General features: G+C 64.0%; 16 protein-coding genes. 8 read left to right on the forward strand and 8 right to left on the reverse strand.

All coding sequences use genetic code 11. The features are described 5' to 3' along the window. Window positions 1–5: 5 nt before the first annotated feature. Both ACN0T5_RS05585 and ACN0T5_RS05590 read left to right on the forward strand, forming a co-directional pair. Window positions 6–683 (forward strand): DsbA family oxidoreductase, encoded by a 678-nt coding sequence (locus tag ACN0T5_RS05585; RefSeq protein WP_417767634.1) that lies wholly within the window; start codon window positions 6–8, stop codon window positions 681–683. A 271-nt stretch (window positions 684–954) separates the two neighbouring features. Next, a complete protein-coding gene (locus tag ACN0T5_RS05590; protein ID WP_417767635.1) occupies window positions 955–1,494 on the forward strand; it encodes a hypothetical protein in 540 nt (179 codons plus the stop codon). A 192-nt stretch (window positions 1,495–1,686) separates the two neighbouring features. Here the strand turns inward: ACN0T5_RS05590 and eno are convergent, their stop codons facing one another. Continuing rightward, entirely contained in the window at window positions 1,687–2,961 is a 1,275-nt protein-coding gene (gene eno, locus ACN0T5_RS05595) for a phosphopyruvate hydratase (RefSeq protein ID WP_417767636.1), read from the reverse strand. A 154-nt stretch (window positions 2,962–3,115) separates the two neighbouring features. Beyond that, window positions 3,116–3,967: a 3-deoxy-8-phosphooctulonate synthase gene (kdsA, locus tag ACN0T5_RS05600; protein WP_417767637.1), complete on the reverse strand. Its 852-nt coding sequence runs from the start codon at window positions 3,965–3,967 to the stop codon at window positions 3,116–3,118. Between the two features lie 241 nt (window positions 3,968–4,208). On the opposite strand from kdsA, the gene galU reads away from it, so the two are divergent. Further along, window positions 4,209–5,090: a UTP--glucose-1-phosphate uridylyltransferase GalU gene (galU, locus tag ACN0T5_RS05605; RefSeq protein ID WP_417767638.1), complete on the forward strand. Its 882-nt coding sequence runs from the start codon at window positions 4,209–4,211 to the stop codon at window positions 5,088–5,090. A gap of 25 nt (window positions 5,091–5,115) precedes the next feature. Further along, entirely contained in the window at window positions 5,116–6,126 is a 1,011-nt protein-coding gene (locus tag ACN0T5_RS05610) for an NAD-dependent epimerase (protein WP_417767639.1), read from the forward strand. 13 nt (window positions 6,127–6,139) lie between these two features. Here the strand turns inward: ACN0T5_RS05610 and glmU are convergent, their stop codons facing one another. Then, a complete protein-coding gene (glmU, locus tag ACN0T5_RS05615) occupies window positions 6,140–7,504 on the reverse strand; it encodes a bifunctional UDP-N-acetylglucosamine diphosphorylase/glucosamine-1-phosphate N-acetyltransferase GlmU (RefSeq protein WP_417767640.1) in 1,365 nt (454 codons plus the stop codon). Window positions 7,505–7,696: 192 nt separating this feature from the next. Between glmU and ACN0T5_RS05620 the strand changes: the two genes are divergently transcribed. Continuing rightward, the gene (locus ACN0T5_RS05620) at window positions 7,697–8,692 is read left to right on the forward strand and encodes an SLAC1 anion channel family protein (protein WP_417767641.1); all 996 of its coding nucleotides are present in this window, start codon (window positions 7,697–7,699) and stop codon (window positions 8,690–8,692) included. A gap of 24 nt (window positions 8,693–8,716) precedes the next feature. Here the strand turns inward: ACN0T5_RS05620 and ACN0T5_RS05625 are convergent, their stop codons facing one another. Further along, a complete protein-coding gene (locus tag ACN0T5_RS05625; RefSeq protein WP_417767642.1) occupies window positions 8,717–9,328 on the reverse strand; it encodes a pyridoxamine 5'-phosphate oxidase family protein in 612 nt (203 codons plus the stop codon). Between the two features lie 256 nt (window positions 9,329–9,584). Here ACN0T5_RS05625 and ACN0T5_RS05630 point away from each other — a divergent pair, with 256 nt between their 5' ends. Then, window positions 9,585–10,340 carry a DUF1194 domain-containing protein gene (locus ACN0T5_RS05630; protein WP_417767643.1) on the forward strand — a complete coding sequence of 252 codons (756 nt, stop codon included), beginning with the start codon at window positions 9,585–9,587 and terminating at the stop codon, window positions 10,338–10,340. A 6-nt stretch (window positions 10,341–10,346) separates the two neighbouring features. Here ACN0T5_RS05630 and ACN0T5_RS05635 read toward each other — a convergent pair whose 3' ends face one another. From ACN0T5_RS05635 to ACN0T5_RS05650, 4 genes are all read right to left on the reverse strand, one after another. Beyond that, entirely contained in the window at window positions 10,347–12,425 is a 2,079-nt protein-coding gene (locus ACN0T5_RS05635) for a dipeptide ABC transporter ATP-binding protein (RefSeq protein WP_417767644.1), read from the reverse strand. Between the two features lie 13 nt (window positions 12,426–12,438). After that, the gene (locus ACN0T5_RS05640) at window positions 12,439–13,458 is read right to left on the reverse strand and encodes an ABC transporter permease (RefSeq protein WP_417767645.1); all 1,020 of its coding nucleotides are present in this window, start codon (window positions 13,456–13,458) and stop codon (window positions 12,439–12,441) included. Between the two features lie 18 nt (window positions 13,459–13,476). After that, window positions 13,477–14,427: an ABC transporter permease gene (locus ACN0T5_RS05645; RefSeq protein WP_417767646.1), complete on the reverse strand. Its 951-nt coding sequence runs from the start codon at window positions 14,425–14,427 to the stop codon at window positions 13,477–13,479. Window positions 14,428–14,552: 125 nt separating this feature from the next. Next, window positions 14,553–16,244 (reverse strand): ABC transporter substrate-binding protein, encoded by a 1,692-nt coding sequence (locus ACN0T5_RS05650; protein ID WP_417767647.1) that lies wholly within the window; start codon window positions 16,242–16,244, stop codon window positions 14,553–14,555. A 524-nt stretch (window positions 16,245–16,768) separates the two neighbouring features. On the opposite strand from ACN0T5_RS05650, the gene ACN0T5_RS05655 reads away from it, so the two are divergent. After that, window positions 16,769–18,358, forward strand: a complete 1,590-nt coding sequence (locus tag ACN0T5_RS05655; protein WP_417767648.1) for a trimethylamine methyltransferase family protein — start codon at window positions 16,769–16,771, stop codon at window positions 18,356–18,358. A 103-nt stretch (window positions 18,359–18,461) separates the two neighbouring features. Continuing rightward, window positions 18,462–20,897, forward strand: coding sequence for a GcvT family protein (locus ACN0T5_RS05660; protein ID WP_417767649.1), 2,436 nt, complete (start codon window positions 18,462–18,464; stop codon window positions 20,895–20,897). The last annotated feature ends 21 nt before the right edge of the window (window positions 20,898–20,918 follow it).

Genomic DNA, 20,918 nt, shown 5'->3' on the forward strand with positions numbered 1-20,918 from the left:
CCCTCATGGATGCCGAAACCAGCGACGCCGAAACCGAGCCGCAGCCGATGCAGATCGACGTCATTTCCGACGTGATGTGCCCGTGGTGCTATATCGGTAAGCGCAGGCTGGAAAAGGCGCTGGCCAGCGTCCCCGATATTCCCGTCGCGCTGCGCTGGCTCCCCTATCAGCTCGACGAGACGCTGCCGCGCGAGGGCAAGGACCGCCAGGCCTATCTGAACGAGAAGTTCGGCGGCACCGAGCGGGCCGAGGCCGTCTACGCGCCGATCCGGGCCGCCGGCGCGCAAGAAGGCATTCCCTTCGCCTTCGAGCGCATCAAGAAGTCGCCCAACACGCTCGACTGCCACCGGCTGATCCTGTGGTCACGCGCCGACGGGGTGCAGAGCGAGATGGCCGAGCGGCTGTTCCAGCTCTATTTCGTCGAAGGCGCGGACCTCACCGACCCGCAGGTGCTCATTGGCGCCGCCGCCGATGTCGGCATGATGTCGGACCTTGTCGCCGAATTGCTGCCGACGGATTCCGACTTCGAGAAGATCCGCAAGGACCTCGACAAGGCCCACGCCATCGGCGTCACGGGCGTGCCCTGCTTCATCATCGACGAGCGTTTCATGGTGATGGGCGCGGAAAAACCGGAAACCATCGCCGCCGCGATCAAGCATGCACATGAGACAAAGCCGGGGTGAGTGCCAGAAGCCTCGTCGACCTCGCACCCCGCGCAGGCTGAACGGGCGCTGGTCCGGGTTGCCGGCTTTCGTGTTATTGTTTCTGGCGGCGAAGCGATAACTGAGGGCCATGACGATGGTGTTCGCGTCAAGTCACCGCTTTCCCCGAGCGCTGCGACTTTCCTGTTTTGCGCTGGGTTTGTCGTTGGCCGCCGGACAGCCTGTTTCGGCCGAACCGCACCGCATCGCCTTCTCCCACAAGAACTTTTCCGACCTCCGGGGCATACTGAACGTGTTCGACACATTCCGGACCGCGTGCCTTGCCCAGCCCGTGACACAGGGCCTTGACGAGCAGCTTCTTCCCGAAGGTTACCGGATTGTCTCTTCAAGCCTGCATGCCCTCGGCCTTGAAACCGCCGTCGAGCCCAGGACGACGGTTCTGTCCATGACCGGGGACGAGGAGAAAGATTTCACCGGCGGACATCCCTATGTCGAACTTGGACTTCCCAATGATGCCGCGCCGAACGGCGCGTGCCGGGTCGCCTGGAAGCGGACATGGGATTATGCCGACGGCGTCGACAAGGTCATGACCGACACCGCCGTCCTCTTCGATCCCTGGCTGTCCTTCCGGCTCAAGGCCGTGCGCGTCTCCCGGCCCGAGGACGGGTTTGCGGTGGCGGAGCGCTACGACCACGTCAGCGAATGGGCCGCGCCCTGCTTTGGCGGCAAATGGTGCCGCCTCGAGACGCTCCTGATCCTGAACCGCAAAGATGGTATCCATCTGACGATCAAACGCAGCGACCCGCCGTCAGCCTCCGGCGGGAAGAACTAGGCCGGTCCTTACTTAACCGCCGCCACAGACAAACCGAAAACCCTCACCGTCGCGATCAGGCACACAGCTCCAATCCGCCTGTAACCGGCTGTCGTCTTCCCCAAAACAAAAGCCGCCGGATCGCTCCGGCGGCTTCGCGTTTCAGTCGGCCAGTGACAGGTGGTGCAAGGTGTACGCCCTGCACTCAGACCCTCACCCCCGCAGCACATCCCGACCGGCATAGCGGGCCTGGGTGCCGAGCTCTTCCTCGATGCGGATGAGCTGGTTGTACTTGGCGAGCCGGTCGGAGCGCGACAGCGAGCCGGTCTTGATCTGCCCGCAATTGGTGGCAACGGCGAGATCGGCGATGGTCGCGTCTTCCGTCTCGCCCGAACGGTGCGACATGACGGCCGTGTAGGCCGCCTTGTGCGCCGTGTCGACCGCATCCAGCGTCTCGGTCAGCGTGCCGATCTGGTTGACCTTGACCAGGATCGAGTTGGCGACGCCTTTCTGGATGCCCTCGCGCAGGCGCGTGGAGTTGGTGACGAAGAGATCGTCACCGACGAGCTGGCACTTGGAACCGACCATGTCGGTCAGCGCCTTCCAGCCGGCCCAGTCGTCCTCGGCCATGCCGTCCTCGATCGAGATGATCGGGTAGCGATTGACGAAATCGGCGAGATAGGCGGCCATCTCCTCGGGAGCGAGCACCTTGCCCTCGCCGTCGAGATGGTACTTGCCGTCCTTGAAGAACTCCGTCGAGGCGGCGTCGAGAGCCAGGAACATGTCCTCGCCCGGACGGTAGCCGGCCTTCTCGATCGCCTTCATGACGAAGCCGATAGCCTCGTCCGTGGAACCGATATTGGGGGCAAAGCCGCCCTCGTCGCCCACATTGGTGTTGTGGCCGGCGTCCTTCAGCTCCTTCCTGAGCGTGTGGAACACCTCCGAGCCCATGCGCACGGCATCCTTCAGCGTCTCGGCGCCGACCGGCATGATCATGAATTCCTGCACGTCGATCGGGTTGTCGGCATGCGCGCCGCCATTGATGATGTTCATCATCGGTACCGGCAGCAGCCGCGCGCCCGTGCCGCCCACATAGCGGTAGAGCGGCAGGCCGGCCGACTGGGCGGACGCCTTGGCAACGGCAAGCGACACGCCGAGAATGGCGTTGGCGCCAAGGCGCGCCTTGTTGGGCGTGCCATCGAGCGCGATCATCGCCTCGTCGATCTGGATCTGGTCTTCCGCGTCGAGACCGCCGAGCGCCTCGAAGAGCTCGCCGTTGATGGCGTCGACCGCCTGCTCGACGCCCTTGCCGAGATAGCGGGACCCGCCGTCGCGCAGCTCCACCGCCTCATGCGCGCCGGTGGAGGCGCCGGAGGGGACCGCGGCGCGGCCGAAGGCGCCGTCCTCGAGATAGACGTCGACCTCGACGGTCGGATTGCCCCGGCTGTCGAGGATCTCGCGTCCGGTAATGTCCACGATGGCGGTCATGCTCGTCTCCCTGTGAAATCAGAAATGGCAGTGAGGTCTGAAGGCGTGAAGCCCGGCACCCTGCGGGCACGGCTTACGATGAAATCGTGACGATGGAACGTATCGTCCGCGCTTCTAGCCGAGACGGCGCAAAAGGGGAAGCGCGGGCGTGTTCTCAGATGCCGCGCGGGCGCGACTTGGCGACCTTGTCGAAGGCCATCAGGTCCTCGAGCAGGTCCTTCAGGTCCTTGAGCGCGATCATGTTGGGCCCGTCGGAGGAGATGGTGTTGTCCGGGTCCGGATGGGTCTCGATGAAGAGCCCGGCAACGCCGACGGCAACGGCCGCGCGCGCCAGAACCGCCACCATGTGACGCTCGCCGCCGGAGGACGCCCCCTGCCCGCCCGGCTGCTGCACCGAATGGGTGGCATCGAAGACTACCGGCGCGCCGGTCTGGGCCATCACCGGCAGCGCCCGCATGTCGGTGACCAGCGTGTTGTAGCCGAAGGAGGCGCCACGCTCGGTCAGGAGAACGTTCGGATTGCCGGTGTCGACGATCTTGGCGAGCACGTTCTTCATGTCCCAGGGAGCGAGGAACTGGCCCTTCTTGACGTTGACGACACGGCCCGTCCTGGCGGCGGCGACAAGCAGATCGGTCTGGCGGCACAGGAAGGCCGGGATCTGCAGCACGTCGACGACTTCCGCGACCGGCGCGCATTGGTCGGCGGAATGGATGTCGGTCAAGACCGGCATGCCGAATGTCTCGCGGATCTCGGCGAAGACCGGCAGCGCCTCCATGAGCCCGACCCCGCGAGAGGCGGCGATCGAGGTGCGGTTCGCCTTGTCGAAGGAGGCCTTGAAAACGACACCGATGCCGAGCCCGTCGGCGATTTCCTTCACCGCCGCCGCACATTCCAGCACATGCGCACGGCTTTCCATCTGGCAGGGCCCGGCGATCAGCGCGAAGGGCGCCTCCTGGGCAAACGTCACGTTGCCGACCTTCACGCTCTGATTGCAGGTCATCGTCATGGCTGTCCCGTGTCTCCTTGCCGCCCCGGCCCTCAAGATTTTCACCGCCCGTCAGTAGTCCGCATGGAGCCCGCGCGCAAGCATCGGCCGTCGCCATCCTCCCGGGAGGTCTTGCGTTGTCGAAACGGAAACGCCTTCCGGTTTAAGCGGATGCTCCAACTTGGTTCCGTCATCCTTTCAGGCTACCTTCCCGCACCTCAGGCCTCGCCAGACGGCCAGAACAAACCGGAAAGCGCGTTCGATGCAGAAAAAGAAGATCCGCAAGGCAGTCCTTCCCGTGGCGGGACTGGGCACCCGTTTCCTGCCGGCCACCAAGGCCCTGCCCAAGGAAATGCTGACGATCGTCGACCGGCCGATCATCCAGTATGTGGTCGACGAGGCCCGTGCCGCCGGCATCGAGCATGTCGTCTTCGTCACCGGGCGCAACAAGCACGTCATCGAGGACCATTTCGACATCGCCTACGAGCTGGAGGACACGCTGCGGGCCCGCACCAAGGCCAGCGCGCTGAAGCTGCTGGAGGCGATTCGTCCCATGCCCGGCACGACCAGCTTCACCCGCCAGCAGGAGCCGCTGGGCCTTGGTCACGCGATCTGGTGCGCCCGCGACATCATCGGCGACGAGCCCTTCGCCATCCTGCTGCCCGACATGCTGATGAAATCCGATCCGGGCTGCCTGTCGCAGATGGTCGAGGTCTATAACGAGCACGGCGGCAACGTCATCTCCGTGGAAGAGGTTCCGCAAGACCAGACCCACAATTACGGCATCGTGGAGGTCGATGGCGACGCGTCCGCCAAAACGCTCTCGATCACCGGCATGGTGGAAAAGCCCGCACCGGGAACCGCACCGACCAACCTTTTCATCAACGGTCGTTATATCCTCCAGCCGAAGATCTTCGAACTGCTGGAGAACCAGGAGACGGGCGCCGGCGGCGAGATCCAGTTGACCGACGCCATGCTGGCGCTGATGGGCATGGAGCCTTTCACCGGTCTGCGTTTCGAAGGCGAGACTTACGATTGCGGCTCCAAGTCCGGCTTCCTGGCCGCCAACATCGCCTATGCGCTGGAGGACGAGGAACTGGCATCGGAACTGCGCCCCTTACTCAATGCCATGCTGAACACCTGATCCGACCCACCCGACACCGGCGACCATGCGCACCATTCTCGTTACCGGCTCGGCCGGCTTCATTGGCTATCATCTGTGCCGCCGTCTCCTCGATGACGGATGGCGCGTGGTCGGGCTTGACTGCGTCAGCCCCTATTACGACCCCGCGCTGAAGGAGGCGCGCCTGAAGATCCTCAACGGGATCGACAATTTCATCGAGGCGCGGATCTCGCTTCAGGATCGCGATGCGGTCATGGCGTTGATGGCGGAGCACGCTCCGGAGCGGATCATCCATCTCGCGGCGCAGCCCGGTGTGCGCTATTCGCTGGAAGTGCCGCAGGCCTATGTCGACGCCAATGTGACCGGCTTCCTGACGATCCTGGAGGCGGCCCGGGCCTTCCCGGTCGATCATGTCGTCTTCGCCTCGACCTCCTCGGCCTACGGCCTCGACGAGGCGATGCCGCTGTCCCCGCATCGCGGCGGCAACCATCCGATCTCCCTCTACGCAGCGACGAAGAAGGCCAACGAGGCGATGGCGCACAGCTACGCCCATCTCTTCGGCATCCCGTTGACCGGCTTGCGCTTCTTCACGGTCTACGGCCCATGGGCGCGGCCCGACATGGCGCTCTACAAGTTCACCAGCGCCATTCTCGAAGGCCGGCCGATCGACATCTACAACAATGGCGAGATGCTGCGCGATTTCACTTATGTGGACGACATCGTCGAGGGCATCGTGCGGATCGCCGACCGTCCGGCGCGGGCCAATCCGCACTGGAACGGCGCGGAACCCGACCCGGCGACGAGCCGTGCGCCCTACCGGATCCACAATATCGGCAATTCCGAACCGGTGAAGCTGCTGCGCTATGTCGACGCGGTGGAGGCGGCCTGCGGTGTCAAGGCGATCCGAAATTTCATGCCGCTGCAGCCAGGCGACGTGCTGGCGACCTGGGCGGATGTCGAGGATCTGGTCGAGGAGACGGGCTTCCGGCCCAGGACCAGTGTCGAGGACGGCGTGAAAGCCTTCGTCGACTGGTATCGCGACTTCTACGGCGTGTGAGACGCCAGGGCGGTTACTTGCCGCCCTGCTTCTCCGCCTTGGCGCGGGCAAAACGGGCGCGCAGCTGTTCGCCGCGCCCTTCCTTGATCACCTGCCGCGACCGGCCCAGCGACAGGGCGTCCGCCGGCACATCCTCGGTCACGACGCCGCCGGCCGCCAGATAGGCGCCGTCGCCGATCGTCAGCGGCGCGACCAGGGTCGAGTTCGAGCCGACAAAGACGCCCGCGCCGATATCCGTGTGGTGCTTGAGAAACCCGTCATAATTGCAGGTGATGGTTCCCGCGCCGACATTCGCCTTCGCGCCGACACGGGCATCGCCGATATAGGTCAGGTGATTGACCTTGGCGCCCGCCTCGATCCGCGCGTTCTTGATCTCCACGAAATTGCCGACATGCGCGCCCTCGCCGATCCTCGCGCCGGGACGCAGCCGCGCGTAGGGACCGAGCGTCGCACCGGCCTCGACCACGGCCTCCTCCAGATGCGAGAAGGCGCGGATCGTGACGCCGTCGCCAACGGTGACGCCGGGTCCGAAGACCACGTTGGGCTCCACCAGCACATCCCGGCCGAGCCTTGTATCGTGGGAGAAGAACACGGTTTCCGGAGCAACGAGGCTGGCACCCTCCTCCATCGCTGCAAGCCGCGCGCGGGCCTGGAAGTCGGCCTCCACGCGCGCCAACTGGGCGCGGGTGTTGATCCCCTGCACCTCCCACTCCTCGGCGGTTTCCGTCACGACGGAAAGGCCCATGCTGTTGGCGATCTCGACCGCGTCGGTCAGGTAGTACTCGCCCTTGGTGTTGGCGTTGCCGACCTGTCCGAGGATTTCGGCGAAGCGTGCCCCGCTAAAGCCCATGATGCCGGAATTGCAGAAATCGACCTTCCGCTCCTCGGCGCTTGCATCGCGTTCTTCGCGGATGGCTACCAGCCGCCCGTCCTGCGTCAGAAGTCGCCCGTAACCGGTCGGATCGGCGGCATGAAACCCGAGCACGGCGACATCGGCACCGCTTTCCAGTCTGGCCGAAACCCGCGCGAGCGTGTGTGCAGAGACCAGCGGCGTGTCGCCGAACAGCACCAAGACCTGGTCGGGCGTGTCGGCGAACGCCGGCGCGGCAGCGCGCGCGGCATGCGCCGTGCCAAGCCGCTCGCCCTGGACGTGACATCCGGCTTCCGGCGCCAATCGCGCAACCTCGGCGGCAAGTTCCGGCATGTCGGGTCCGACCACGACCGCGACACGGTCGATCCCCGCCCCGGTCACCGCTTTCAGCACGTGCCCGACGAGCGACAGGTTCGCAACCTCGTGCATCACCTTCGGCCGCTCCGACTTCATGCGGGTACCGAGGCCGGCGGCAAGGACAATGGCGAGACGGGAGTTGTGCGGCATGGTGGGTCTCAGGGTTTGCAATCGGACGGGGTCACGTTCTCGAAGGCCGGTCGCGCGGCGTCAAGCCATTGATCGCACGGGGCTGCCTTTTTGTCGCGGCCCGTGCCAAGAACGACGGTGAGTGAGTGGACGATTCTTCAAGTTTCGTATGTTGGAAATATAGAAAAATATTGGATGCAGGGAACGCAGGACATGGAAGCGACACAGGACGGCGACGGATCGAACGCGCTCGCGGAATCGCAGCTGAAGCATTTTCCGGTCACCTTCTTCGCCGTGGTCATGGGTCTTGCCGGCCTGTCGCTGGCGACACACCGGATGGAGGTGGCAGGCGTGGTGCCAACCGGCGTCAGCTTCGCCCTGATGACCGTGACAGCACTGGCATTCGCCGGCATCGCCGGGTTCTTCATAGCAAAGGCCGTGCGCTATCCCAAGGCCCTGCGCGCCGAGTGGGAGCACCCCGTCCGGATCGCCTTTTTTCCGGCGATCACCATCGGTGTACTGCTGATCTGTGCCGGCCTCCTGCCGCTTGGCGACGAGATCATTCGCCCGGTATGGATGGCGGCAACCGCTGCGCATCTGGCCGTGACCCTTGGCGTGGTGTCTGCCTGGATCAGCCATCGCACTTTCGAACAGGCGCACCTGACCCCGGCCTGGTTCATACCAGCCGTCGGAAACGTGCTGGTGCCGCTTGCAGGTGTGCCTCTCGGTTTCCCGGAGATCTCCTGGTTCTTCTTCTCGGTTGGAATGCTCTTCTGGCTCGTCTTTCTGACGCTGGTCTTCAACCGGTTGATCTTCCACAACCCGATCGCCGAACGCCTGCTTCCGACCCTGGTCATTCTCATCGCCCCGCCGTCGGTGGGCTTCGTCGCATGGTTGCAGCTGAATGGCGGCGAGATCGATGCCTTTGCCCGCGTGCTCTACTATTGCGCGACGATGTTCGTCCTCGTGACGCTGACACAGGTCGGGAAGCTGATCCGCCTGCCCTTCTCCATGGCATGGTGGGCCTATTCCTTTCCCGTTGCGGGCTTTACCGTCGCCTCCGCGCTCTTCGCGGAAGGCACGGGCGCGGGCTTTCAAAAAGGCCTCTCCTTCATCGCCTATGCGGTTCTGTGGGTCGTGATCGCGATCCTCGTGTCCAAGACGCTGGCGGCGATCCGGCGCGACGAGATCTGCCGGCCGGAAGGCTGACCCCGTCGCCAGCGCGAAGACGCGCTACCAGAGCGTCTTGCGCGCCCGCTCCGGCCAGTCCCTGTCGTAGCTGTCCCCGCCGACATGGCCCTGGCTGAGCGCCGCCAGGATCGTGCCCGGCGTCGGCAGGTGCGACAGGTCTCCCTGCGCGTCCGCGTCCCAGAGACGAGAACGCACGATCGCGCGGGCGCACTGGAAATAGACCTTTTCGACATGCACCAGGATGACGGTGCGGGGCGCATGGCCGTCAACCGTGAAGTCGTCCAGCAGCTGCGGATCGGTGCTGATCCGGGCGGTGCCATTGACACGCAGCGTCGTGCCGCTGCCGGGAATGAGGAACAGCAGCGCCACCCGCGGATCGCGCACGATGTTGCGCAGGGAATCGATCCGGTCGTTGCCGCGCCGGTCGGGAAGCGCCAGCGTCTTGCGGTCGAGAATGCTGACCACGGCGCCTCGGTCGCCGCGCGGCGAGCAGTCGAGCCCTTCCGGCCCGACGGTTGCGAGCGACACGAAGGGAGATGCGTCGATATAGGCGGCGTAGTGTTCGGAAATCCAGTCGATCTCCTTGACCGTTGAGGCCGCCTTTGGCGTGCCGTAGATGCGCTCGAGGTCGTCCAGAGTGGTGACCGTCGCCATCGGCAATCTCCTGCAATGTCACGAATGGAACCCGACGCCCGGAACCGGACGGGCGCAAGCTACCAGCTCCTGCGGGCTGCCGCCATGTGCTGGCTGGGTCGCTGAGCCGAGATCCCGCTTGCGCTTGCAATCCGTTCATCGCTCGCATTCTTGCCCTGTCGATGCGATCCTGTTTCCTGTCGGCGGACTGTCCGCCTCTGCAAGCGCGGCCTCCACGCCAAACACCAGCGACCCCTGAGGAAAGGGCTGCGGACCCATGACACACGCGGGACGACACCTTGCGGCGACTGCGGCCGCCCTGCTGGCGTTCACCCTGGCGGCGTTGGCGCCTCGCACGACCGCTGCCGAGATGGCTGTCGATCTGGAGCTCGTTCTTGCGGTCGACGCGTCGGCAAGCGTCGACGAGACTGAGTTCTCCTTGCAGATGAACGGGATTGCCGCCGCCTTCCGCTCTCGCGAGGTACAGGAGGCTATCGCTTCCGGACCTGCCGGCAGGATCGCGGTGGCGCTGGCCGTGTGGGCCGAGGCGGAACGCCCTGCGGACCTCACTCCCTTCCACCTCGTGCGCGATGGCGCGTCGGCAAGCTATTTCGCCAGCGCAGTTGAGGCCTGGCCGCGACGCGTCAATGGCGGTACCGGGATCGGTGCCGGTCTCGCCCATGCGATGCGGCATTTCGACCGAAACGGATACGCCGGCCGCAGGCGCGTCGTCGACGTCTCGGGAGACGGCCGGGAAACGCCCCCGCGCGACTATGTGGTGCTGATCGAGACCGCGCGCGGCATGGCGCTGGGGCGAGGCATCATCATCAACGGGCTCGCCATCGAGAACGAGGACCGAGGCCTTGCGCAGTGGTATCGCGACAATGTCGCGGTCGGTCCGCGCAGTTTCGTCATGTCGGTCGCCCGTTATGAGGATTTCGCGGCCGCCATGCGCCGCAAGCTGATCCGCGAGATCGAGGACCGGCCTCCGCTGGCAGCCGTAGCGCCGGGCGCAACCGCCAGCGAACGGTGACGGGTCCTATTCGGCCGCCTGGGTGCGCGGCTTGATCACCGGCTCCATGTTCGAAAGCTCCGCAGGATCGAGGTGACAGAGGATGCGGTGTCCATCGCCGAAGCTGCGCAGCGGCGGCAGGTCGACATCGCATGTACCCGGGATCATGTAGGGGCAGCGCGTGGAGAACGGACATCCCTTTGGCGGGTTCGATGGCGAAGGAATTTCCCCCTTCAGCACGATGTGCCTCTTCTCCACCCTGGTGTCGGCGATCGGGACGGCGGCGAGCAGCGCCTCAGTGTAAGGATGGTAGGGCGGCGCGAAAATCTCCTCCGTCGTCCCCTGTTCCATGATCCGGCCGAGATACATGACGACGATCCGGTCGGCTAGATAGCGCACCACCGAAAGGTCGTGGCTGATGAACAGCATCGTCGTGCGGTTCTCGCGCTGGATGTCCATCAGCAGCTCGGTCACCGCCGCCTGAACGGACACGTCAAGCGCCGAGACCGGTTCGTCGGCGATCACCACCTTCGGATTGCCGGCAAAGGCGCGGGCAATGCCGACGCGCTGCTTCTGTCCGCCGGAAAGCTGGCGCGGCTTGCACCTGACGAAATCGCGCGGCAGCTTCACCGTGTCGAGCAGCCGCATGACGATCTCGTTGACCTCGGCCTCGTCTTTGGCGACGCCGAACTTGCGGATCACCCGTCCGATCTGGCTTCCGATCGTGTGCGAGGGATTGAGCGTGTCGAACGGGTTCTGGAAGACCATCTGGAGTTTCGCGATGGTGGACTTGTCGCGCTTGTCGACCGGCAGGCCACCCAGTTCGACATCGCCGAGCATGACCTTGCCGTCCGTGGCGTCCTCGAGCCCCATCAGCACCTTGGCGAAGGTCGACTTGCCGCAGCCCGACTCGCCGACGATGGCGACCGTCTCGGCCTCCCGCGCCGTGAAACTCAGTTTCTCGTTGGCCTTGACCGTGCGCGCAACGCCGCCGGACATGAACAGCCCGCCGTCGTCGATGATGTAATGCTTGGTCATGTTTTCCACGGAGAGCACCGTGTCGCCCGGCAGAACCGGCGGTTTCGCCTCGCCCTTGGGCAAATCGCGATCCCAGTCGATCTCCTGGAAGCGCTCGCAGCGCACCTTGTGATCGTCGTCGCCGGGAACCGGATGCATCTTCAAGGCCCCGACATTGCACAGCCCGTCGCGAAAGAACGTGCAGCGCGGTGCGAAATTGCACCCCTTGGGCCGTTCGTGCGGCAGGGGCAACTGGCCGGGAATGGCAACCAGCGGATGGGCGTTCTTGTCGGCTCCAGGCAGCGGGATCGAGCCGAAAAGGCCGCGCGTATAGGGGTGCCGCATCTCGTCGAAGACATCGTGTATGTCGCCGACCTCAACGGCCTCGCCGGAATACATCACCGTCAACCGGTCGCAGGTCTCCAGGATCAGGCCAAGATTATGCGAAATATAGATCATCGAGGTGCCGAACTCCTCGGCGATCTCGTTGATCAGCTCGACGATGCCGGCCTCCACGGTGACGTCCAGCGCCGTTGTGGGTTCGTCAAGCAGCAGCAACTTCGGGTTGGACAGGAGCGCCATGGCGATGACCACGCGCTGCTGCTGGCCGCCGGAGATCTGGTGCGGATAGGAACCGAGGATGCGTTCGGGGTCCGGCAGGCGGACCTTGGCCAGCATCTCTTTCGCGCGCTGCAGCGCCTCCTTCTCGGAAAGGCCGTCGTGATAGATCGGAACCTCGGCAAGCTGCGCACCGATCAGCATTGAGGGGTTCAGCGACGCCATCGGCTCCTGATAGACCATGGCGATCTTCGAGCCACGGATCCGGCGCAGCTCCTCCTCGCTCATGGTGCGCATGTCGCGCCCCTCGAACAGGATCTCGCCGCCCACAATGGCGCCGTTCTTGCCCATGTACTGCATGATCGCGAGTGCGACCGTCGACTTGCCGCAACCGCTCTCGCCGACGATCCCGTGTGCCTCGCCAGGCATGAGCTTGAGGTTGAAGTCGACGACGGCCGGGATCTCGCCCGCTCGCGTGTAGTAGGAGATGCAAAGGTTCCGGCACTCCAGAACCGGGGTCTGGTCGCTCATGACGGTCCCTTCCTCAGTCACGCAGGCTCATTTCCCTGAGGCCGTCGGCCATCAGGTTGAAGCCGAGAATGAGGCTCGAAACCGATAGCGCCGGCACGAGCAGCATGTAGGAGAACTTCCACAGCATCGCCGTCTTGGCGCTTTCGCGGATCATCAGGCCCCAGTCGGGATCCGGCGGCTGCAGGCCGAGACCAAGGAAGGTCAGGGTCGTGATCGCCACCGTTGTGTAGCCGAGCCGCAGGCAGGCATCGACGATGATCGGACCGCGCACGTTCGGCAGCAGTTCGAAGATCATGATGTAGAGCGGATGCTCTCCGCGCGTCTGGGCGGCGAAGACATAGTCCCGCGTCTTGATGTCGAGTGCGAGGCCCCGGACGATGCGCATGATCGCCGGCGCCGACGCGAAGGTCACCGCCACGACGATGTTGAACCCTGATGGCCCCAGATAATTCAGGATGACGATGAACAGCACCATCACCGGAAACGACAGCAGCACATTGGCCGCGAAGGAGATGATCTCGTCCCACCAGCCGCTCAGGTAGCCGGAGATCAGCCCGAAAAGTGCCCCCACCACATAGGCGACCAGGGTCGCCGTGACGCCCCAGACCAGCACCCTCTGACAGCCCCAGATCATCCGGGACAGCATGTCTCGGCCTTTGAAATCCGTGCCGAGCCAGAAAAAGATGTCCTTCCGTTCCGTGAACGGCGTGGTGAAGGGGGCGATCGGCTTGTTCGGGTCGAGAAGCGGCAGGTAAGGCGCGCTCACCGCCATCAGCAGCCAGAAGAAGACCAGCGTCAGTCCGATCACCGCGACCCAGCTTTCGCGGAAGGCGCGAATGCCCAGAATATAAAGGAGCAAGGTCGCCGGAATGGCTGGCAGAAGCACGGTATGTGCATTTTTTCCGATGCTCTGGCCGAACATGACATAGGCCATCAGCGGCAGCCACATGAGCAGCAGCAGCGCGATCACCGGCTTGGGCCGCGACAGGCGGGACAGGAAAGGCGTGGATGCCTGGATATCGGTCACTGCCATGGGGTGTGTCTCCGGGGCTCAGGCAAATCGGATGCGCGGGTTCAGGAAGGTGTAGCCGATGTCGGAAATGATCTGCGACACGACGGCAACGGCAACGGCAACCAGGGTGCAGGCCTGAACCACCTCGACGTCGGGGAAGAGGGCTGCCTCCAGCAGAAGCTTGCCGAAACCGTCATATTCGAAGAACACCTCGACCACGACAACGCCCGACAGCAACCAGTTGAGCTGCAGCACGATCAGCGTGAAGGGGGCGATCAGCGCATTGCGGAGCGCGTGTTTCATCACCACGCGGCGATAGGGAATGCCCTTCAGGATGGCGGTGCGGATATATTGCGAGGTCATCACCTCCGCCATGGAAGCGCGCGTCATGCGCGCCACATAGCCGAAGTCGTAGATCACCAGCGTCAGCACCGGCAGCACCAGTTCGCGAAAGTCGAACCCGCCGATCATGGCCGACTTGACCGGCAGCCAGCCGAGCCCGAGCGCGAAGACAATGGTCAGCAGGATGGCGCTCGCGATCTCCGGAATGCTGGTGGTGAAGACTGATATGAAAGAGATCGACCGGTCCTGGAGAGACCCTTCCTTCATGCCGGCGAGAACGCCCAGCACCAGCGATATCGGGATCATCAGGGCGAAAACGAAGAAGGCGAGAATGCCGGTATTCGCCAGCCGGTCCGCCAGAAGCGGCGCGACAGGCCGGTTCTTCTCAAAGGAAAATCCGAGATCCCCGGTCAGGATATTGCCGACCCAGTTGGCGTAGCGTTGATAGAACGGCACGTCGAGCCCGCGAGCGGCAAGCCAGTCCTGGTAGCTGTCCTCGGTAAGCGCTGAAACAGCGAACCCGCCCAGTTCCTGTACGGCGAGCCGTTTCTTGAACTCTGGCGTATCGAAAATCGCAAAGAGCAACAGTGACGAGACGGCCATGATCAGAACCATCTGAACCAGTCGTCTCAGAACAAGTTTCAGCATGTGTGCCCACCGTGTCCGGCATCACGCCCCCGCAAGTTCGCGGCGTGACGACCCTCCCCTGACCTCAGGAGCCTGAACGGAAACCGCGCGGCTCCCCTGCTGGGAAACCGCGCGGCACAACTGTCTCAACCCATCCAGACTTTGTTGAACTGGTGATACTGGGTCGGATGAGCCGGATAGCCATGCACCGACTTGGACGCCATGCAGTACACCGGGCGCCAGATCGGCATCACCATAACGGCCGCGTCCTGCAGGATCTTGGAGGCCTTGGCGAGCAGTCCCTTGCGCTTCTCGACATCGAGCGTTGCTTCAGCCGCGTCCAGAGCGGCATCGAACTCCGGCGAGGCAAAGCCGGACTCGTTCCACGGCACGCCCGACCGGTAGCCGAGCGACATCACCATGGTGCCGAGCGGACGGTGGGTCCAGGCAGTGGCGCCGAACGGCGTCTTGGTCCAGATCTCCCAGTATTTGGAAGCCGGAATGACGTTGATGTTCAGCGTGATCCCCGCATCCTGAAGCTGGTCGCGCATGGCTTCGGCGACGGTCTGGTGCCAGGGGCCGTCCGTGTTGCCGACATCAATCGTGATCGTGATGCCGTCGGGATGGCCGGCTTCGGCAAGGAGAGCCTTGGCCCCCTCGACGTCGCGGGTGAGCGGCGGCAGAGCCTCGTAATCGGGATGTACCGGCGCGACATGGTAGTTCTCGCCGATGTCACCGCCCTCGGGATAGACCAGCGGCTTGATCGTGGCGTTGTCGATGGCCATCGCCACAGCCTTGCGAACACGCTCGTCGTCGAAGGGCTTGGCGTCGACCCGCATCCGGCAGCACAGGCACTGCGCGGTGCGCGCGGCGATGATGTTGCCGTCAATGGCCTTGGCCAGCTCCATCTGCTCGACACCGAAGTCGTAGATGGCATCGACGCTCTGGCCGGCGAAGGCGGTCAGCTGGTTGTCGGCGTCGAAATTGTAATAGTGGATCTCGTCGAGGAAGACCGTGCCGCCCCAATACTCGAACGGCTGGCCGCCGGCCTCCGTCACCCGCTTGAGGATGCAGCGGTCGCCCACGACATTCTCGGTGATGGTGAACGGGCCCGTGCCGATCAGCGCATTGTCAAGCGGCGGGGTGAAGCCGCGATGCACGATGGCCGTCGGATAGTTGTACATGTCCTCTGGGAAGGACAGCACCGGCTTCGTCAGGTTGAAGCGGATCGTGTGGTCGTCGATCACCTCGATGGAGCCGTCGATCAGCTTTTTCTTGCCGTCCACTTCCTCGACCATGGCGGACACCGACGACAGGCCGATATTGGACGAACCGACTTCCGGGTTGGTCCAGCGTTCGAAATTGAACTTCACGTCCTCGGCGGTGAAATCATCGCCGTTGTGCCACTTCACGCCCTTGCGCAGGCGAAAGGTCCAGGTTTTGAGATCTTCGGAGGCTTCCCAGCCCTCCGCCAGCATGGGCCGGGTCACGTTGTCCGGACCGGTCATCGCCAGATACTCGAGCATGTGGCGTGTCTGGTTGGAGGCCTGCGTCCAGGAGAATGTCGCGGGGTCGTCGATCTTCTGGACCTGCATCGCGACTTTCAGGATGCCGCCTGATTTCGCGCCCGCGTCATCTGCCGGGAACGGCAGGTTTGCCGCATCCTGCGCGACCGCCGGGTTCGGCAGGCCGGCCATTGCGTAGGCTGCCCCGGCCCCGACGCCGAGCAAGGCGGCATAACGGACGAACTCGCGTCGGCTCAACTTGCCGCCATCCATCTGCTCGCGGGCTTCCCGGACCTTCGGATGCAGTGTGTTCGATGTATCGTTGGTCGACATGGGTCTGTCTCCCCTCCGTATGTTCGAATGTATGTCGATATTGTTTCGCCGGTCGCGCGGAGCATTTTCATCGCGCGGTCGCGCCGCCAATCGGCACCGGTGCCGGGCGGAAACCTACGCGCGGACAATATGCTCGCTCGCATATCTCGCGCATACGGCCAACGCCCGCCTGTCCAGACCCTCCCCCTCGGCTGATCCTTGGTGTGATGCAGGAGACAGTCCCGCCGGAACGGAACCTGCCCCGTCAGGCTAGCAGCCTAACACGCATTTCGGCCGGATTGGCAAAGCCTTGCCAGCATTTTTTTGGTTCACCCGACAGGCATGTCGGTATCGAACAACGGCTGGTCGCATAAATGATATCGCCTTTCCCTTGTTGGCGGGTCTAGGCTCCACGAAACGATCGCGTATAGGAGCGCGCAGGAACTCGGAAAACCGGGCATTTTGCTTGGCGGTTTCGAGGGCAGGACCGTCTTATTCAAGATTCCCGAGAAAGACGACTTCCAGAAACCGGAAAGCCGCCGATCATGACAAGCAGTGACGACATTCGGGCATCCGCCCCAGAGACGGCCGAGACACCTCTCAGGCGCCGCGGACGCAGGGGCGGCCGGGATGGCGGAAGCGGCGACACACCGATCGGGCAGAAGCCCTTTCGCGCAAGAAGAAATCCGTTTCAGCCTGTCGCTTGCGTGTCGGCTGACGAGCTTGAATCCATCCACAACGCCTCGCTCGACGTGCTGGAAAATATCGGGATCGATTTTATCAACTCCGAGGCAAAGGCGATCCTCGCCGCCGCTGGCGTCGAAATTCCTGCATCCGGAGACCGAATCCGCATGGATCGTGGTCTGGTCCTGGAGGCCCTGGCGCAGGCGCCGGCCGAATTCACCCTGCATGCCCGCAACCCTGCTCACAACCTGCGCGTCGGCGGCGACAGTGTCATCTGGAGCGGTGTGGCCAGCGCCCCCAACTGCGCGGACGCTGCCGGTGGCCGCAGGCCGGGCAGCCAGGAGGACTTCCGCGACTTCGTCCGCCTCAGCCAGGTATTCAATGTCATCGACCTCAACGGCGGTTATCCGGTGGAGCCCGTGGACCTGCATGCGAGCGTTCGCCATCTCGACTGCATCAGCGACTTCGTCACGCTGACCGACAAGGCGTTCCACATCTACTCGCTTGGCCGGGAGCGCAATCTCGACGGCATGGAGATTGCCCGTATCGCACTTGGACTGACAGATGAAGAATTTTCCAAAACACCTTGTACAATATCGATAATCAACTCTTCATCACCGTTGCGTCTCGACACGCCCATGCTGCAGGGGATCATCGAGATGTCACGCCGCGGCCAGCCGATCGTGCTGACGCCCTTCACCCTTGCCGGTGCAATGGCTCCGGTGACGATCGCCGGCGCGCTTGTGCAGCAGAACGCGGAAGCGCTGGCGGGCCTCGCCTTCGCGCAGATCGTCAAGCCCGGCGCGCCCATCGTCTATGGCGGGTTCACCTCGAATGTCGACATGAAGTCGGGGGCTCCCGCCTTCGGCACTCCGGAATACATGCAAGCCGCCCTTGTCGGTGGCCAGCTCGCCCGGCGCTATGACATCCCCTACCGCTCATCGGCCGTCTGCGCTGCCAACTCTCCCGACGCGCAGGCCGCCTACGAAACCGTTTTCTCGCTCTGGGGCGCGTTGATGGGCGGCGCCAATTACATCAAGCACGCAGCCGGATGGCTGGAAGGCGGCCTGACTGCGGGGTTCGAGAAATTCATCATCGACATCGATCTGCTGCAGATGGCCGACGCATTCCTGCAACCGCTCGATGTCTCCACCGAGGCGCTTGCGGTCGACGCGATCCGCGATGTCGGGCCTGGTGGCCACTTCTTTGGAACCGCCCACACCCAATCCCGCTACAAGACCGCATTTTATCCGCCGATCATCTCGGACTGGCGCAATTTCGAGACATGGCAGGAGGCCGGGTCTCCTACCGCCTATGACAAGGCACAGAAACTCCACAAGACCGCCCTGGCGGAATACGAGGCACCGCCGCTGGATCCCGCCATCGCCGAGGAACTGGCAAGCTTCGTCGCAAGGCGGAAGGCGGAAGGCGGCGCGCCGACCGATTTCTGATCCTTCTCCGTTTTCGGGTGACGCCGGCCTCTCGCCGGTCGACACTGGCGGCGAAGGACTTCCCGACAGACTGACAACCGGCAAACCGGAAGGACGAGACGGAATGAAATCGCAGGCACGTGTGGTGGTGATCGGGGGCGGAGTGGTCGGATGCAGCGTGCTCTACCACCTGACCAAGCGGGGCTGGACCGACGTCCTGCTCATCGAGCGCTCCGAGCTCACATCCGGATCGACCTGGCACGCGGCGGGCGGATTCCACACGCTGAACGGCGATCCGAACGTCGCCAAACTGCAAGCCTACACCGTCTCGCTCTACAAGGAGATCGAGGAGATTTCCGGTCAACCGTGCGGCCTTCACCTGACGGGCGGCCTGCAGTTGGCGGACACCAGGGAGAGGCTGGACTGGCTTAAAATGGCGCATGCGCGCGGCCGTTACCTTGGCATGGAAACCGAGATCATTTCGGCGAAGGAAGCCAAGGAGCTCTTGCCGCTCATCGACGAGCGCCATTTCGTCGGCGCGATGTGGGACCCGATCGAAGGCCACCTCGATCCGTCCGGCACCACCCATGCCTACGCAAAGGCCGCGAGAATGGCGGGCGCGGACATATCGCTGCGCAACCGCGTCGTGGAACTGGCACAAAAGCCCGACGGCACATGGATCGTCGTCACCGAACAGGGAACGGTGGAGGCCGAGCACGTCGTCAATGCCGGCGGCCTGTGGGCCCGGGAGATCGGCCGCATGGTAGGCCTGGAACTGCCGGTTCTGGCGATGGAGCACCACTACCTCTTGACCGAGGACATGCCGGAGATCGCCGAGATCAATGCATCGACCGGCAAGGAAATGGTGCATGCGATTGATTTTTCGGGTGAAATATACACGCGGCAGGAGCGCGGCGGCATGTTGCTCGGCACCTACGAGCGTGCGGCGACGCCCTGGAGCCCGCGCGAAACGCCCTGGGATTTCGGACAGGAACTGCTGGAGCCCGATCTGGAACGCATCGCGCCGTCGCTGGAAATCGGTTTCGAGCACTTCCCCGCGCTCAAGGGAGCCGGCATCAAGCAGTTCATCAACGGCCCCTTCACCTTCGCGCCCGACGGCAACCCGCTGGTCGGTCCGGTGCGCGGGCGGACCAATTTCTGGTGCGCCTGTGCGGTCATGGCCGGCTTCAGCCAGGGCGGCGGCGTCGGCCTGGCGCTCGCCAACTGGATGGTCGACGGCGATCCCGGGTTCGACATCTGGGGGATGGATGTCTCGCGCTACGGGGACTGGGCGACGCTCGCCTACACCAACGCCAAGGTGCGCGAGAACTACTCCCGCCGCTTTCGCATCCGGTATCCCAACGAGGAACTGCCCGCCGCCCGCCCGCACCAGACGACACCGCTTTACGACCGCATGCAGGCGCGCGGCGCCGTCATGGGCGACAGCTGGGCCCTGGAAACCCCGCTCTGGTTTGCACCCGACGGGAGCGAGGCGAAGGACATCGTATCCTTCCGTCGGTCCAACGACTTCGAGCACGTGAAGGCGGAATGCCGGGCGGTGCGTGAGGCTGTCGGCATCACCGAGATTGCCAATTTCGCGAAATACGAGATCACCGGTCAAGGCGCCGCCGCCTTTCTCGACCGGATGATGACCAACCGCATGCCGGCCGAAGGCCGCATGATCCTGACGCCGATGCTCAACGAGAACGGCAAGCTGATCGGCGATTTCACCATCGCCAGGATGGCCAGCGACCGTTTCCTCATGTGGGGATCGAGCCAGGCGGAAGTCTATCACATGCGCTGGTTCGAGCGGCATATGCCGGTTGACGGCAGCGTCGTCATCCGCCCGATCAATCTCGGCTGGGTGGGCCTGTCGATCGCAGGTCCGAGGGCACGCGACCTTCTCGAACGCGTCACCGGCGACAATGTCTCGAACGCCGCATTCCCCTTCATGGCAAGCCGGGCGATGGTCGTTGCCAACGCACCCTGCCACGTCAGCCGCATCAGCTATACCGGCGACCTTGGTTACGAGATCTGGATGGCGCCGCACTACGAGCGGCAGGTCTATGACGCGCTTCACGCCGCGGGCGGCGACCTGGGTCTGCGCGACTTCGGCATGCGCGCCCTCCTCTGCCTGCGGTTGGAGAAGAATTTCGGAACCTGGTTCCGGGAGTTCCGGCCGATCTACGGCCCCTACGAAGCCGATCTTGGCCGCTTCGTTTCCCTGAAGAAGGGCGACTTCATCGGACGGGACGCGGCGCTGAAGGAAAAGGAAAGCGGCGGAACCCTGCGCCGTGTCTCCTTTGTCGTGGAAGCAACCGATGCCGACGTCATTGGCGACGAACCGATCTGGCACGACGGCAAGGTGGTCGGCTGGGTCACCTCGGGCGGCTATGGCCATTTCGTCGATGCCTCGCTGGCCCAGGGCTACCTGCCGAAGGACCTCGCGACGATCACGGATGACGGGGCTTTCGAGATCGAGATCATCGGCGAGATGCGCAAGGCCCGGATCATCACCGAACCGCTTTTCGACCCCTCAGCCGAGCGGATGCGGATGTAGGACCTGCACTCGCGCATCGCT

Source organism: Stappia sp. (assembly GCF_048261845.1).
Taxonomy (GTDB): domain Bacteria; phylum Pseudomonadota; class Alphaproteobacteria; order Rhizobiales; family Stappiaceae; genus Stappia.